We start from the raw sequence: 14,293 nt of genomic DNA on the forward strand, positions 1-14,293 counted from the left end.
AGGGTGCGGGGAGAGCTGTTGCCCCCGTGCTCGACGAGCATCAGCGGGCGGTGGTGGCCCATGGGAGCGGCCCGCTGCTCGTGCTCGCCGGGCCCGGCACCGGCAAGACCACCACGATCGTGGAGACCGTGGTGGACCGGATCGAGCGCCGCGGCGTGGATCCCGAGCGGGTGCTCGTCCTCACCTTCAGCCGCAAGGCCGCCGAGGAACTGCGCGAACGTATCACCGGCCGGATGCGCCGCACCACCCGGACCCCCCTCGCCCTCACCTTCCACAGCTACGCCTACGCGCTGCTCCGCCGCGAGGCCGTGCTCGCCGGGGGCGTGCCGCCCCGCCTGCTGACCGGTCCCGAGCAGCTCCTGGAGATCCGCCGCCTGCTCCACGGCGAGCTGGAGGACGGCGCCCCGCACTGGCCGGACGACATGCGCGAGGCGCTCAAGACCCGTGGTTTCGCCCAGGAGCTGCGCGACTTCCTGGCCCGTGCCGCCGAGCGGGGTCTCGACGGCGACGAGCTGGTCGAGCTGGGCCGCCGGCACGGCCGCGCCGACTGGGCGGCTGCCGGACGGTTCGCCGACCGCTACCAGTCCAGGTTCGACCTGGACATGGAGCCGGTGCTCGACTACTCCGACCTGATCCGCACCGCCGGCGGCCTGCTCACCGACCCCGAGGTGCGGCTGCGCGAGCGCGCCGCCTACGACGTCGTCTTCGTGGACGAATACCAGGACACCGATCCGGCCCAGGAGTTCCTGCTCCAGCAGCTGGCCGGGGAGGGACGCGACCTCGTCGCGGTCGGCGACCCCGACCAGTCGATCTACGGCTTCCGCGGCGCCGACGTGCGCGGGATCATGCGCTTCCCGGAGAGCTTCCCCACGGCCGACGGCGAGAACGCGCCCGTCATCGCCCTGCGCGTGTGCCGCCGCAGCGGACCCGAGCTCCTGAGGGCCTCCCGCCGCGTCGCCGCGCGCCTGCCCGCGACCCCGGGCGGCGCCGCCCACCGCGACCTGCGCGCGCTGCCGGAGGCCGAGCCCGGCGACGTCCGGGTGGTGGTGACCGACGGGGCCACGCAGGAGGCCGCGGTCGTGGCCGACACGCTGCGCCGGGCGCACCTGCTGGACGGGGTCCCCTGGTCGCGGATGGCGGTGCTGGTGCGCTCGGCCACGCGCCAGGTGCCGCTGCTGCGCCGCGCCCTGGTCACGGCCGGGGTGCCGGTCGTCGTGGGCGGCGGCGAGCTGCCGCTGTTCCAGGAGCCGGGCGTGCGGCCGCTGATCAGGCTCATCCAGGTCGCCCTCCACCCGGAGACCCTCGACGAGGGGGTGGCCGAGGAGCTGCTGACCGGCGCGCTCGGCGGCACCGACATGATCGGTGTGCGCCGCCTGCGCCGGGCCCTGCGGATCGCCGAGCACGAGGCGCTGACGGACCCCGACGGACGCGACCTGGTGGACCACTCCGGCGAGCGAGACGCCGCCGAGCCGCGCTCGTCGGGTGAGCTGCTGGTCGCGGCCCTGAAGGACGTGCGGGAGCTGGTCCGGGTGGAGCCGCACGTGGCGCTGCCCGCCGAACGGCTCGCCCGGCTCATCTCCGGCGCCGCCGAGGCCGTACGGCAGGGCGGCACCGCCGAAGACGTGCTCTGGACCGTCTGGCAGGCCACCGGGCTGGCCGAGAAGTGGACCGAGACGAGCGTCGCGGGCGGCTTCCGGGGCACCATGGCCGACCGCGACCTCGACGCGGTGGTGGCGCTGTTCGACCACGCGGCCAGGTTCGTCGACCGGCTGCCGCACGCGGGCGTCGAGGTGTTCGTCGAGGACCTGGTCGCCCAGGAGATCCCCGGCGACTCCCTCGCCGCGCGCGCCCCCGACACCGAGTCGGTGCGGATCCTGACCGCGCACCGCGCCAAGGGCCTGGAGTGGGACGTCGTGGTCGTCGCCGGCGTGCAGGAGGGGGCCTGGCCGGACCTGCGGCTGCGCGGGTCCATCCTGAGCACCGACGACATGGTCGCCAGGGCGGAAGGGTCGGAGCACGAGAACCCGGCCGCCGTCTCCGCCGCGCTGGCCTCCCAGCTCCTGGCCGAGGAGCGCCGGCTGTTCTACGTGGCGGCGACCAGGGCCAGGCACCGGCTCATCGTCACCGCCGTGGGCGGCGACGACAGCGAGGAGCGGCCCTCCCGGTTCCTCGGCGAGCTGGTGCCCGGAGCGGCCGAGGAGGCGGTCGTCGACGAGCGCTCCCGCTGGTTGAGCATGTCCGCCCTGGTGGCGGACCTGCGTTCGGCCGTCTCCGACCCGACCCGGCCCACCCCGCTGCGCAGGGCCGCCGCCGGGCACCTGGCCAGGCTCGCCACCGCCGGGGTGCCCGGCGCCCACCCCAACGAGTGGTACGCCCTCACCCCGATCTCCGACGACCGCCCGCTGAGCTGGCCCGACGACATCGTGCGTGTCTCACCCTCGGCGGTGGAGAACTTCACCAAGTGCGGCCTGCGCTGGCTGCTGGAGACCTCCGTGGGGGCCAGCGGCACCGACGCGGCGCGGGGCCTGGGCACGGTCATCCACGCGCTGGCCGTGCTCGCCGCGACGGGCATGCCCGCCGAGGACACCCTCGGCAAGCGTCTGGACGAGATCTGGCACGAGCTCGACTTCGGCGGCGTCTGGTACAACCGCAAGCAGCGCCAGGTCGCCGAGCAGATGATCTCCAAGTTCGTCCGCTGGCACCAGGAGAACCCCCGCGAGCTGGTCGGTCTGGAAGAGGCGTTCACGGCCATGGTCTCCGAGGGCGTGCAGATCAAGGGGCGGGTGGACCGGGTCGAACGCGACGCCGAGGGCCGGGCCGTGATCATCGACATCAAGACCGGCAAGAACGGGCCGAAGGACGCCGAGATCGAGCGCCACCCCCAGCTCGGGGTCTACCAGCTCGCCGCGCTGCTGGGCGCCTTCCAGCGGCACGGGATGACCGAGCCCGGCGGTGCGGCCCTGGTCCAGGTGGGCGACGCCGCGGGCAAGAAGGACGCCAAGGAGCAGGCCCAGCGGGCCCTGTCGGAGGACGCCGACCCCGGCTGGGCGCGCGACATGGTCGACACCGTGGCGCTCGGCATGTCCGGGCCGTTCTTCCAGGCCAAGGTCAACGACGGATGCCGCACCTGCGCGGTGCGGGCGAGCTGCCCGGTCAGCAAGAACGGGGACCAGGTGTGCTGAGCCGGTGCCGGGGCCGGCGGGTGTCGCACCTGCGCGGTGCGGGCGAGCTGCCCGGTCAGCGAGAACGGAGATCAGGCGTGCCGAGCCGTACCCCCCGCCGCGAGGGCGTCCCGTGCTGAGTCCGAGCCTGCTCGCCGCCAAGCTGGGCATCCTCCCCCCCACCCCCGAGCAGGCCGAGGTGATCGAGGCCGGTCTCGGACCGATGGTCGTGGTCGCCGGAGCGGGGTCCGGCAAGAGCGAGACCATGGCCGGGCGGGTCGTCTGGCTGGTGGCCAACGGCCTGGTCCGCCCCGAACAGGTGCTCGGCCTGACCTTCACCAGGAAGGCCGCCGGCGAGCTGGCCCACCGCGTCCGCGAGCGGCTCAACGGCCTGGTCACCGCCGAGCAGGTCCCCGCCGAGCTGCTGGAGGGCGAGCCGACCATCTCGACCTACCACGCCTACGCGGCCAGGCTGGTCACCGACCACGCCCTGCGCGAGGCGCTGGAGCCGACCATGCGCCTGGTCAGCCCGGCCGTCTCCTGGCAGTTGGCCGGGCGGGTGGTCAGCGCCTACGACGGGCCCATGGAGCAGATCGAGTGGGGCCCGGCCACCGTCACCCGGGCGGTGCTGGAGCTGGCCGGGGAGATGGCCGAGCACCTGCGCGGTCCGCAGGACGTGCGGGAGATCGGCGCCTGGCTCACCGAGCGCTACGGCGAGCTGCCCGGCTCGCCCACCCTGCCCCAGCGCCGGCCGCTGGCCACGCAGCGGGCCAGGGAGCAGCTCCTGCCCCTGGTCGAGGCGTACGGCCGGCTCAAGCGGGGCCGCGAGGTCGTCGACCACGGCGACCAGATGGCGCTGGCCGCCCGGATCGCCGCCAGGCACGCCGAGGTCGGCGAGATCGAGCGGGGCCGCTTCGCCGTCGTCCTCCTCGACGAATACCAGGACACCAGCCACGCCCAGCTCGTCCTGCTCCGCTCGCTGTTCGGCGGCGGCCATCCGGTGACCGCCGTGGGCGACCCCTGCCAGTCCATCTACGGCTGGCGCGGCGCCTCGGCGGGCAACCTCACCCGGTTCCCCCGCGACTTCACGACGGCCTCGGGGGAGCCCGCCCCGGTCCGCCGCCTGTCGGTCAGCTTCCGCAACGGCGACGCCGTACTCGACGTCGCGGCCCGGGTGCAGCTCCCGCTCCGGATGGAGGCGCGGGAGGTGCCGGTGCTGGTGCCCGGCGGCAACCGGGTCGAGCGCGGCCGGGTGGTGTGCGCCTTCCACGAGACCGCCGACGACGAGGCGGCGTGGATCGCCGACGGCGTCGCCAGGCTGCTCGGCAGCGAGAGCGCCCCCGACGGCCTGCCCTGGGGCGAGGGCGAGCGCAAGAAGGCCAAGCAGAGCGCGTGGGGCGGCCCGCAGTGCCTGCAGCCGCACGACGTGGCGGTGCTGGCCCGCAAACGGTCGCAGTTCCCCGCGCTGCGCCGGGCTCTGGAGGAGCGGGGGATCCCGGTCGAGGTGGTCGGCCTGGGCGGCCTGCTGACCGTCCCGGAGGTCTCCGACATCGTCTCCACCCTGCGCGTGCTCTATGACCCGACCGCGGGTGACGCGCTGGTCCGGCTGCTGTCCGGCCCCCGGTGGCGGATCGGCCCGGCCGACCTGAAGGAGCTGGGTGAGCGGGCGCGCGAGCTGAACCGGGAGACCCGGGAGGGCGGATCGGCGGTGGCCGACCCGCTGGACCAGGTCGTGGCGGACCTGGCCGAGGAGCGCGGCAGCCTGGTCGACGCCCTCGACGAGCTGCCCGACCGCCCCGAATGGCAGGACCTGTTCTCGCCCCTGGCCCGGGTGCGGCTGCTCGCCATGGCGCAGGAGCTGCGGATCCTGCGCGCCCACACCGGCCAGCCGCTCCCCGACCTGATCATCGAGATCGAGCGCAGGCTCGGCCTGGACATCGAGGTGGCGGCACGGGGCACGGCCGTCGGCCCGTTCGCCGCCCGGGCCGACCTGGACGCCTTCCTGGACGCCGCGGCCCGGTTCGCGGGCGACTCCGAGGACCCGACCCTGGGCGCGTTCCTGGCCTTCCTGAAGGCGGCCGACGAGGAGGAGAACGGCCTGGACGCCGGACGGGTGGGGGAGAGCAACAGCGTCAAGCTGATGACCATCCACGCCTCCAAGGGCCTGGAGTGGCCGGTCGTCGTGCTCCCCGGGCTGTCCCAGGCGCTGTCCAAGGCGGGGACCCTGACCGTCGGCACGATGTTCCCGGCACGCCCGACGACCAGTCCCAAGTGGACGGACAACCCGCGCAAGCTGCCCTACCCGCTCCGCGGTGACGCCTCCGACCTGCCCGGGCTGGCCGGGCTGAGCAAGGAGGAGCTGGCCGAGTTCGACGAGCGCTGCCGTGACCGCGACCTGCTGGAGGAGCGCCGCCTGGCCTACGTGGCCGTCACCCGCGCCCACTACCTCCTGATCGCCTCCGGCTACCGCTGGGGCAGCGCGGCCAAGCCCCTGGAGCCCTCCGACTTCCTGGTGGAGATCCGCGAGACCTGTGGCCGCGTCGCCGCCTGGGCGCCCGAGGCCGCCGAGGGCGCCACCAACCCCCTCCTCGCCGAGCCGGCCGAGGCCACCTGGCCCGTCACCCCCGAAGGTCTGCGCTACGGCGCCGTCCTCGACGGCGCCACCATGGTCGAGGCGGCCCTCGCGGCCCTCACCGGCGCCGGGCCGCTCCCTCCCGCCGGCCGGAGCGGCGCGGCCGGCTCCGGCACGGACGGCTCCGGCACGGACGGCGAGGACGTTCCCTTCCCCGAGGCCGCGTGGGACGGCGGGGGCATCCCCTTCCCGGGGGCTCCGGACGACGAGGACGTCCCCTTCCCGGAGGCCCCGCAGGACGAGGAGGATCTCTTCCCGGAGGACCCGGACTTCCCGGAGGACCCCGACTTCTCCGGGGACGCGGGGCACTTCTCCGGCGACCCGGCGGACCTCTCCGGAGCCGTGCCGGGCGAGGGGCCCGCCGTCCCGGCGGCGGGGCGGGGCGCCCCGGCCGGCCCCGGGCGCGGGGGTGAGGGGCCGCCGGAGCGCGGAGGCGTGTCCGGGAGCGAGCCCGGGCCGGAGCTTCAGGGGGAGCGCGCCACGGCCTTCGCGGAGCTGCGCGGCTGGGACAGGGAGCGGGCGAAGGCGTGGGAGCGCGACACCGAGCTCCTGCTCCGGGAGCGGGCCGTGAACCGGCGGCGCGGTGGCGGGCAGGTGGAGCTGCCCACCCATCTGAGCGTCTCGGAACTGGTCACCCTGGCCGCCGACGCCAAGGCCCTGGCCCGGGAGATCCGCCGCCCGGTGCCCAGGAAACCCACCCCGCTGGCCCGCCGGGGCACTTCCTTCCACCGCTGGCTGGAGTCCCGGTGGGGTCAGCAGCGCCTGCTCGACGAGCTCGAACTGCCCGGCTCCTCCGACGGCTTCGAGGAGACCGACCTCCAGCTCGACGAGCTGCGCGACCGGTTCGAGGAGAGCGAGTGGGCCGGCCGGGAGCCGCTGGACGTCGAGATCCCCTTCGAGACGATGATCGCCGATCGGTTGGTCCGGGGCCGGATGGACGCGGTGTTCGAGACCCCCGACGGCGGCTACGAGGTCGTCGACTGGAAGACCGGCCGGCGTCCCAAGGGCAAGAAGGCCGAGGCCGCCGCGGCGGTCCAGCTCGCCGCCTACCGCCTGGCCTGGTCCCACCTGGCCGAGGTCCCCCTCCGCCGGGTGAGTGCCGCCTTCCACTTCGTCCGTCTCAACGAGACGGTCCGCCCGGTCAACCTCCTCGACGAGCGGGGCCTGGTCCGGCTCATCGAGTCGATCCCCGCTCTCGGCTGATCCCGAAGAGGGGCGGGCGGTCGAGCCGTCAGGACAGGAAGCCGGTGACGGCGTCGAGCCATGCGCGAGGCTGGTCGACGTGGGCCATGTGGCCCGCTTCCTCGATCACCACGGCGCGGGCGGCGGGCAGCCCTGACCCAAGGAGCGGTCACTCGTGTGCCGGATCAGCAGAGGCGGGTCTGTCAGCGGGAGTGACCGGTCACCTTGGCGACGGCGAGATGATCTTGCAGTTCGGCATGGCGGAACTGGTAGAAGGGTCCCACGGTCCGCAGGACGCCCATCTGGTGCAGGTAGTGCAGGAAGCCCATCAAGCGGAACGGCAGCCGGCCCGACGGCCCAAGGTGTACCAGGGCGATGATGGACATCAGCCACATGTGCTGGCGTCTGTTCACCAGGCCGAACGTTATGCCCAAGATGATGCCCATCCCCGCGTCTACCGCCGCGGACGGATAAGGCGCCACGATGGACGCCTCGTTCATGAAATCGACTGCGAAGCCGACGATCGCCCCCAGGAGCAGTGCGTTCATCAATTGCAGACCCACGAGGCTTCGGTTGACCCGCCAGGTGGATTGCGGGGTGACGGCGGCGGTGAACGGCGGGAGCCGATTCTCGTCTGGTTGGGCGGGCTTCTTGTCCTGCTGCCGCAAGATCCGCACGGTCACCCAGCTGATGCCGAGCGCTGAGACCAGGGTGGCCAGGCCCATTTTCCAGCCGTGCACCCACGCGTTGTAGCCCACCGCCGGCAGGCCGAGGCCGGCCGGCAGGATGAAGATCATCTGTGTGTCGGACAAGAGACCGCGGGTGAAGTCCTGCAGCCGTTGCCGTACACGCAGCGGAGCGAAGTCGGGGGTGCGGGCGGCATGCATCGCGGACAGGCCGAAGAAGATGCCGAAGGCCGAGCCGAAGGCCGGCCCATAGGTCAGTGTGGCGGTCAACGCGGCGGGGGCTGCGAACACCAGACCGCTCAAGGCGCCGATCCAGGTACGGGCGAGTGCGCGCCGTGTTCGAGAGGCGGGCAGCGCCTGGTCGGTCAGCCGCCACCAGGTCAGGTCATGACCGCCAGATTCGGCCTGCAGGCGTGCTAGCTGCTCCGTCCATCCGGCGATGCTGGCCGGATCCCATACTGGGGGCCGGATCGTGGTGCGCGCGTTCAGCAGCGCACCAAGAACGTTGTCGAGCAGGTGAGCGCGCAGGGCCCGCGCGTCGTCGGCGTACTCGGTCGCCAACGGAGCCGGGTCGTTGTCCGGCTGATCGATGTAGACGGCCCGGACCAGCCATAGGCCCAAGGCGGTGGAGGTGACATCGGCCAGAGCCGGCGCGGCGCCCTCCCTGAGGGCGCGCAAGACCTTGGTCCAGGCCGGGGAGGAAAGCGCGGACAGACAGTCGCTCAGGTAGTCCGCCACGACGTCGGGGGGCAGCGCCTTGGGCGCGATGACGGCGGCGGCCTTGAGCGGGCGCCGTGCGGCGACGACCGCGTTGCCGTACTCGGTGGTACGCGACGTGATGATCACCTGATCGCGTTCCATGAGCGTGTCGGACAATTTCTCGATCACCTTGGCGCGGGCGTTCTCGGGCAACTCGTCGAGGCCGTCGAGAATGGCCAAAAGTGAGCCGCGGGCCGCCAGAATGTCGGCGCCGTCTTGCTTGTTGCCCGGGGTGCGTAAGGCGGCGTAGTCGGTGCGCACGCGCTCGGTCACCCAGTCCTGAAACCGGGGGTGGGCCTCGATGTCCCAGTCGGCGACGGGCAGGAGCACCGGGACCGGGTCGTTCTCGGCACGCGTGCGGATCAGTTCCAGCATCAATTGGATGGCCAGCGTGGTCTTGCCTGTGCCCGGACCTCCGGTGATGACCAGGCGGCGACGGCGCAGCGCGCGGAAGGCGACGGCAAGCGCGGCGATGTCGTCCGATCGGCCCGACATGGCCGGCTCACGGTCGGCGATCAGGTGCGGGTGATCCATGAGCTTGGTTCGGCGAGTCATGTGCCAGGAGACCGGGATGGGCGGATCGCCCAGGGAACGCGTCACCACCTCATCGCTCCACCGGTCGTGGACCAACTGGGCGAGCTCCCGCATGGTCTCGGTGACGGTTCCGGCAGCGGGGGCGAGCACGCGCCCGGCCCGTTCGACGATCAGCCCGGCCACCACCGCCGCCACGATGGTGCCGGCGAGCCAAGGGCCGCTCCACACGCCGTCGTTGAGCACTTGGTTGGCGGCCACCGACACCATGACCGGCGCGAGCACCATAGACAGCCATAACAGCCAGGTCCGCCACTGCCGCTCGCCCATCATGGCGGCCATCGTAGTGATCGTGACCTGCAGCCAGCGGCCTTTCATCGGGTAGCACCTTCCACTGCGTAAAGGGGGCAAAAGCCTCTAAGGGTCGCCTGGAGCGCAACTCACTGCACCGCTTTCGGCATCTCGGCCAGCCGGATCGGGTCTGGCCAGTGATCGGCTCTGTCTCTCCTTCCGGTGGTAACGGAGCGTTGAGCCGAAAGGCCGCCGTACGCCTGCCCCGCCGCGCGGACGGAACGCTCCCGCTGAAGGCCCGCCTCAATCTTAATCAGTGTTGACTTATATAAGTCATGAGTGAGATTGTTGGCCTCGTTCACGCACTCGACGTGCTCGGCGGCGCGGTCGGCACCCCCGGTGCCCGTACGGCGTCGGCTCCGTACCCCTCGGGGAGGTCGGCATCCAGATGGAGCGTTTCGCCGGTTCTGGAGCCGGCGCCTGGACGCGCTGGGCGCCGAACTCGCGCGCGCCCGGCGCGAGCGCCGCCACCTGCGTGACGAGACGCCGTCCGCGGAGGGACGACCAGGCACGAACGACGAGAACGACGAGGAGGAAGAAGAGGAATGATCGACATTCTCAACCAGATCAGCGCCACCCACCGCGAGATCGGCAACCAGCCGGTCGCCGCCGGCGCGGGGCGCTCGCTGCTGCTGCGGCGCACGTACGACACCTCGATCGAGGACGTGTGGAACGCCTGCACCGACCCCGACCGGATCAGCCGATGGCTCGCCCCGATCGACGGCGACCTGCGGCTCGGCGGCACGTTCCAGCTCAAGGACAACGCCGGCGGGGAGATCCTGCGCTGCGAGAGGCCCCATCTGATCAAGGTGACCTGGGCCTTGGGGGAGGGCATGCCCACCGAGGTCGAAGTGCGCCTGGCGTCCGGCGACGGGGGGACTGTCCTGGAGCTGGAGCACGCCGCACCCGCCGAGATCGTCGATGAGATGGCGCGCACGTACGGGCCCGGCGCCACGATCGGCATCGGCTGCGGCTGGGACCTCGCGCTGCTCGGCCTCGGCCTGTTCCTGCGCGGCGTCACGTTCGACCCCACGACCTGGGGGGACACGCCTGAGGAGAGAGAGTTCGTCACCGCCAGTTGCCGCGCCTGGGGATCCGCGGCCCAGGCCGCTTGGGGCACCGGCGGCGACGACCTCGCCGCGGCCGTCGCGTTCGCCGTGCAGCACTTCGCTCCCGAGACCGGCGGGGACGGCAACAGATGACCCGCCGCGCGGTGGGTCGTCCCGTTCTCATGAGCGGAGTAGACCGGTGACCGAGAACCTCACCACCACAGCGGCCGACGGGGCGACCCGGACGCTGCTGGGCTGCGGCGTCGTCGCCGGCCCCCTTTACATCGTCGTGGTCCTGCTGCAGATGCTCACCAGGGACGGGTTCGACATCAGCCGGTATCCGGCCAGCATGCTGAGCAACGGTGACCGGGGATGGATTCAGATCGCCAACTTCGCGGTCAGTGGCCTGCTGTTCGTGGCGGGAGCGGTCGGCCTGCACCGGGCACGCGGTCCGGCGGGCCGGGGCGGCACCTGGGGGCCGCGGCTGGTCGGCGTCTTCGGCGCCGGGATGGTCGCCGCAGCCTTCTTCTCCGCCGACCCTGCCGACGGCTTCCCGCCGGGGACGCCCCTCGGCCCGCCCACGAGCATGAGCACGCAGGGGATGGTGCACTTCCTTGTTTCCGGGGTCGCCTTTCTCGCGCTGATCGCCGCGTGTTTCGCGTCCGGCCGGTGGTTCGCGGTGGCCGGCCGCCGCGGCTGGGCCGCCTTCAGTACGGTGACCGGCGTGCTCTTCCTGGCGGCCTGGATCTCGATCTTCGCGACGCAGGGCTCCCGGGTGGCCAATGGCGCCTTCGCCCTCGCCATCGCGCTCGTCCTGGCATGGACGTCGCTTCTGGCGGCGCAACGGCTGGCTCGGCCCGACCCGGCGGCACCGGCCTGACCGGCCTTTCCTCCAGGGCACGGTCACCCGGACCCCCGGGCACGGCCACCTCGCCTTCACCCGCGCAGCAAGACGAACGACCAGGACGATAGACCTTCAGAATCCCCGAGCCGCCAGATCCGGCGGATGGTTTACGTTGTACACCTAATTGGTATACGGTGTAAACGTGAATACTGCGGAGAAGATCGCCGAGGCGGCTCGGGATATCCTCGTGCGCGAAGGCTCCGAGGCTGTGAGCATGCGCCGGGTGGCCGACGTCGTGGGCGTCACCGCGATGGCCATCTACAAGCACTATCCGAACCGGCAGACGCTGCTGCAGGCCGTGGCTGATGCGACCTTCCGTGAGCTGGCAGAGGTCTGGGGAACCCGAGTTGCCGAGGGCGACTGGGAGGCCGGGATGTTCGGCCTCATGAACGACTTCCTCGACTTCGCCCTGGGCAGCCCGCACCTGTACACGTTCCTGATGACCGACCGGAGAGAGCGGGCCAGGCACTTCCCCGACGACTTCAAGGGTGGTGGCTCGCCTGCCTTCGAACGGGTCGTGGCGATCGTCGAGAAGGGTATGGCGGACGGGATCCTGCGCAGAGACGTGCCGCTAGAGGCCGCGCTGGCGTTGACCTCCTCCACCCAAGGACTGGTCCAGCTCTACCTCGGCGGGCGCATCGGGCTGAACGAGCCCGCCTTCCGGGACCTGTGCGAGCGAAACGTGCGGAGGATCCTCGATGGCCTCCACGCTTAGGAAGACTCTGGTCGCCGGCCTGGCGCTGCTGGTGGTCGCGGCCGGGTACGGCGCCTGGCTCGGCAGCGACGCCAGCGTGCAGGTCGTCCACTACGGCACGGGCAACACGAACGTGCTCGCCGCGGGGGACGGGACAGTCACGCTGACCGAGACGCACGAGACAGCCAAACTCGGCACCTACTGGCTGGAATGGACAGGCTCCTTCACCATGCTGGGCGACCTCGTGACGCGATCACCGGGGAGGGTCACCCGCAAGGTGCTGCGCGGGCCCACGCCCTCCGTGGGCACGCCAGGCTACTTCGGCAACGTTCCACCGGGCGATCCCAAGGTGACTTGGGGTATCGACTTCTCCGAGATCATGATCCCGACCGAGCTGGGCCCCGCCCCGGCCTGGTACGTGCCCGGCAAAGGGACCACGTGGTTCGTGGCCGTGCATGGGCAGAACGGGCGGCGCAAAGCCGAACTGAAGGTCCTCCCGGTGGTGCATGATCTCGGCCTGCCCTACCTGGACATCAGCTACCGCAACGACGAAGGCGCGCCGGACTCCCCCGACGGGCTTCTTCACCTGGGCGACTCGGAGTGGCGCGACCTGGAGGCGGCGCTACGCAGGGCGCAGCGACTCGGGGCCACGCGGTTCGTGCTGTACGGGACGTCGATGGGCGGGCAGATCGTCGGGCAGTTCCTGGCCAGGTCAGAACTGGCCAGACTGGTCGACAAGGTGATCATGGACGCGCCGATGGTCGACGTGCGGATGACGGCCGAGCAAGGCGCGCGCAACCAGCACTTGCCCACGTTCGTCGCCGTACTGTCGAATCTGGTTGTCGAGTGGCGGACCGGCGTCGACGTAGACCAGCTCAGCATGATCCGCTACCCGCCGAAGGTCAGGCCGCCCCTGCTACTGATCCACACCACTCCGGACACCGACCACCCGATCGAGGAGGCCCGCGGCCTGGTAGCCACGGGCAGGCGGCTGAGCTGGGACATCAGATTCGAGGAGTTCGCGCAGGGTGAGCACACCGAGGCGTGGAACGTCGACCGGGCCCGCTATGACCGCGCCGTGCGTGCCTTCCTGGCTACGGATCGATCCCGTAACGGATGAACCGTGATCCGGCTGCTCAGCCTTTGCCTCGATCTACCCATCGCTATGGATGATGAGAAATACCTGGTTATCCACGGCGGCCGGTCCTGGCTTCTGGGAGCGCGGCGACGCCGAGGCCGAGGTTCGTGAGGACGGAGACCACGCATGAGCAGCGGAACCGTTCCGAAGCCCATAGCGAGCACGAGCAGCTTCATCGACGACCGCACCGGGGCGGGGAACTTCTTCAAGCGTAATTTACGGAAGATCTTTCCTGACCACTGGTCGTTCCTGCTGGGCGAGATCGCGCTGTACTCGTTCATCGTCCTGCTGCTGACCGGCACGTTCCTGACGTTCTTCTTCAGGCCCACCATGGGCGAGGTCGCCTACGACGGCTCCTACGAGCCGCTCAGGGGCGTCATGATGTCCGAGGCGTACGCCTCGTCGCTGCACATCAGCTTCGACGTCCGCGGCGGTCTGCTGATGCGGCAGATGCACCACTGGGCGGCCCTGCTGTTCGTCGCCGGCATGATGGTGCACATGCTCCGGGTGTTCTTCACCGGTGCGTACCGCAAGCCGCGCGAGCTCAACTGGCTGATCGGTGTCGGCCTGCTGACGCTGGCCCTGTTCGAGGGTCTGACCGGCTACTCCCTCCCCGACGACCTGCTCTCCGGCGCCGGTCTGCGGATCACCGAGGGTGTGATGATCTCGCTGCCGCTGGTCGGCACCTGGATCACCTTCTTCCTCTTCGGCGGCGAGTATCCCGGAGAGGACGTGATTCCCCGGTTCTACTCGCTCCACATCCTGCTCATCCCGGGCATCCTGCTGGCGCTCATCACCGCCCACCTCATGTTGATGTGGGTGCAGAAGCACACGCAGATGCCGGGCAAGGGCCGCACGAACAACAACGTGGTGGGCGCCCCGCTCTACCCGGCCTTCATGGCCAAGTCGGGCGCCTACTTCATGTTCACGTTCGGCACCATCGCGCTGCTGGGCACCTTCGCCCAGATCAACCCGATCTGGCTGTTCGGTCCCTACACCCCGGCCGACATCTCGGCGGGATCCCAGCCCGACTTCTACATGGGATTCCTGGAGGGCTCGCTCCGGCTGATGCCCTCCTGGGAGATCAACGTCCTGGGCTTCACGCTGCCGCTGAGCGTGCTGATCCCGGCGCTGGTGCCGATGGGCATCGTCATGACGGGCCTGGCCCTGTATCCGTTCATCGAGCAGTGGGTCACCGGGGACCGC

8 protein-coding genes are annotated in these 14,293 nt (G+C 71.3%); 7 read left to right on the plus strand and 1 reads right to left on the minus strand.

From position 1 onward, the window contains the following. The first annotated feature begins 26 nt into the window (after nucleotides 1-26). Together ACZ6R6_RS31810 and ACZ6R6_RS31815 are read left to right on the plus strand one after the other, a co-directional pair. Nucleotides 27-3,182 (plus strand): ATP-dependent helicase, encoded by a 3,156-nt coding sequence (locus ACZ6R6_RS31810; protein WP_470099578.1) that lies wholly within the window; start codon nucleotides 27-29, stop codon nucleotides 3,180-3,182. Between the two features lie 112 nt (nucleotides 3,183-3,294). Beyond that, the gene (locus tag ACZ6R6_RS31815) at nucleotides 3,295-6,996 is read left to right on the plus strand and encodes a UvrD-helicase domain-containing protein (protein WP_470099580.1); all 3,702 of its coding nucleotides are present in this window, start codon (nucleotides 3,295-3,297) and stop codon (nucleotides 6,994-6,996) included. 182 nt (nucleotides 6,997-7,178) lie between these two features. Here the strand turns inward: ACZ6R6_RS31815 and ACZ6R6_RS31820 are convergent, their stop codons facing one another. Beyond that, nucleotides 7,179-9,329 carry an NACHT domain-containing protein gene (locus tag ACZ6R6_RS31820; RefSeq protein ID WP_470099582.1) on the minus strand — a complete coding sequence of 717 codons (2,151 nt, stop codon included), beginning with the start codon at nucleotides 9,327-9,329 and terminating at the stop codon, nucleotides 7,179-7,181. 518 nt (nucleotides 9,330-9,847) lie between these two features. Here ACZ6R6_RS31820 and ACZ6R6_RS31825 point away from each other — a divergent pair. From ACZ6R6_RS31825 to qcrB, 5 genes are all read left to right on the plus strand, one after another. Next, entirely contained in the window at nucleotides 9,848-10,504 is a 657-nt protein-coding gene (locus ACZ6R6_RS31825) for an SRPBCC family protein (RefSeq protein WP_470099584.1), read from the plus strand. 46 nt (nucleotides 10,505-10,550) lie between these two features. Next, nucleotides 10,551-11,231, plus strand: coding sequence for a DUF998 domain-containing protein (locus ACZ6R6_RS31830; protein ID WP_470099585.1), 681 nt, complete (start codon nucleotides 10,551-10,553; stop codon nucleotides 11,229-11,231). Nucleotides 11,232-11,397: 166 nt separating this feature from the next. Then, nucleotides 11,398-11,970, plus strand: a complete 573-nt coding sequence (locus tag ACZ6R6_RS31835) for a TetR/AcrR family transcriptional regulator (protein WP_470099586.1) — start codon at nucleotides 11,398-11,400, stop codon at nucleotides 11,968-11,970. Continuing rightward, on the plus strand, nucleotides 11,954-13,069 hold the full coding sequence (locus ACZ6R6_RS31840) for an alpha/beta hydrolase family protein (protein ID WP_470099587.1): 1,116 nt from the start codon (nucleotides 11,954-11,956) through the stop codon (nucleotides 13,067-13,069). Before ACZ6R6_RS31835 ends, ACZ6R6_RS31840 begins: the two co-directional genes overlap by 17 nt. 144 nt (nucleotides 13,070-13,213) lie before the next feature. Further along, nucleotides 13,214-14,293 (plus strand): cytochrome bc1 complex cytochrome b subunit (qcrB, locus tag ACZ6R6_RS31845; protein WP_470099589.1); only part of this gene is annotated, 1,080 nt, incomplete at its 3' end.

It is taken from the genome of Streptosporangium sp. NPDC048886 (assembly GCF_055586905.1).

Coding starts and splice junctions, on each gene's coding strand:
- ACZ6R6_RS31820 (WP_470099582.1), bottom strand. CDS start 9,329: ATGAAAGGCCGCTGGCTGCAGGTCACGATCACTACGATGGCCGCCATG.
- ACZ6R6_RS31825 (WP_470099584.1), top strand. CDS start 9,848: ATGATCGACATTCTCAACCAGATCAGCGCCACCCACCGCGAGATCGGC.
- ACZ6R6_RS31840 (WP_470099587.1), top strand. CDS start 11,954: ATGGCCTCCACGCTTAGGAAGACTCTGGTCGCCGGCCTGGCGCTGCTG.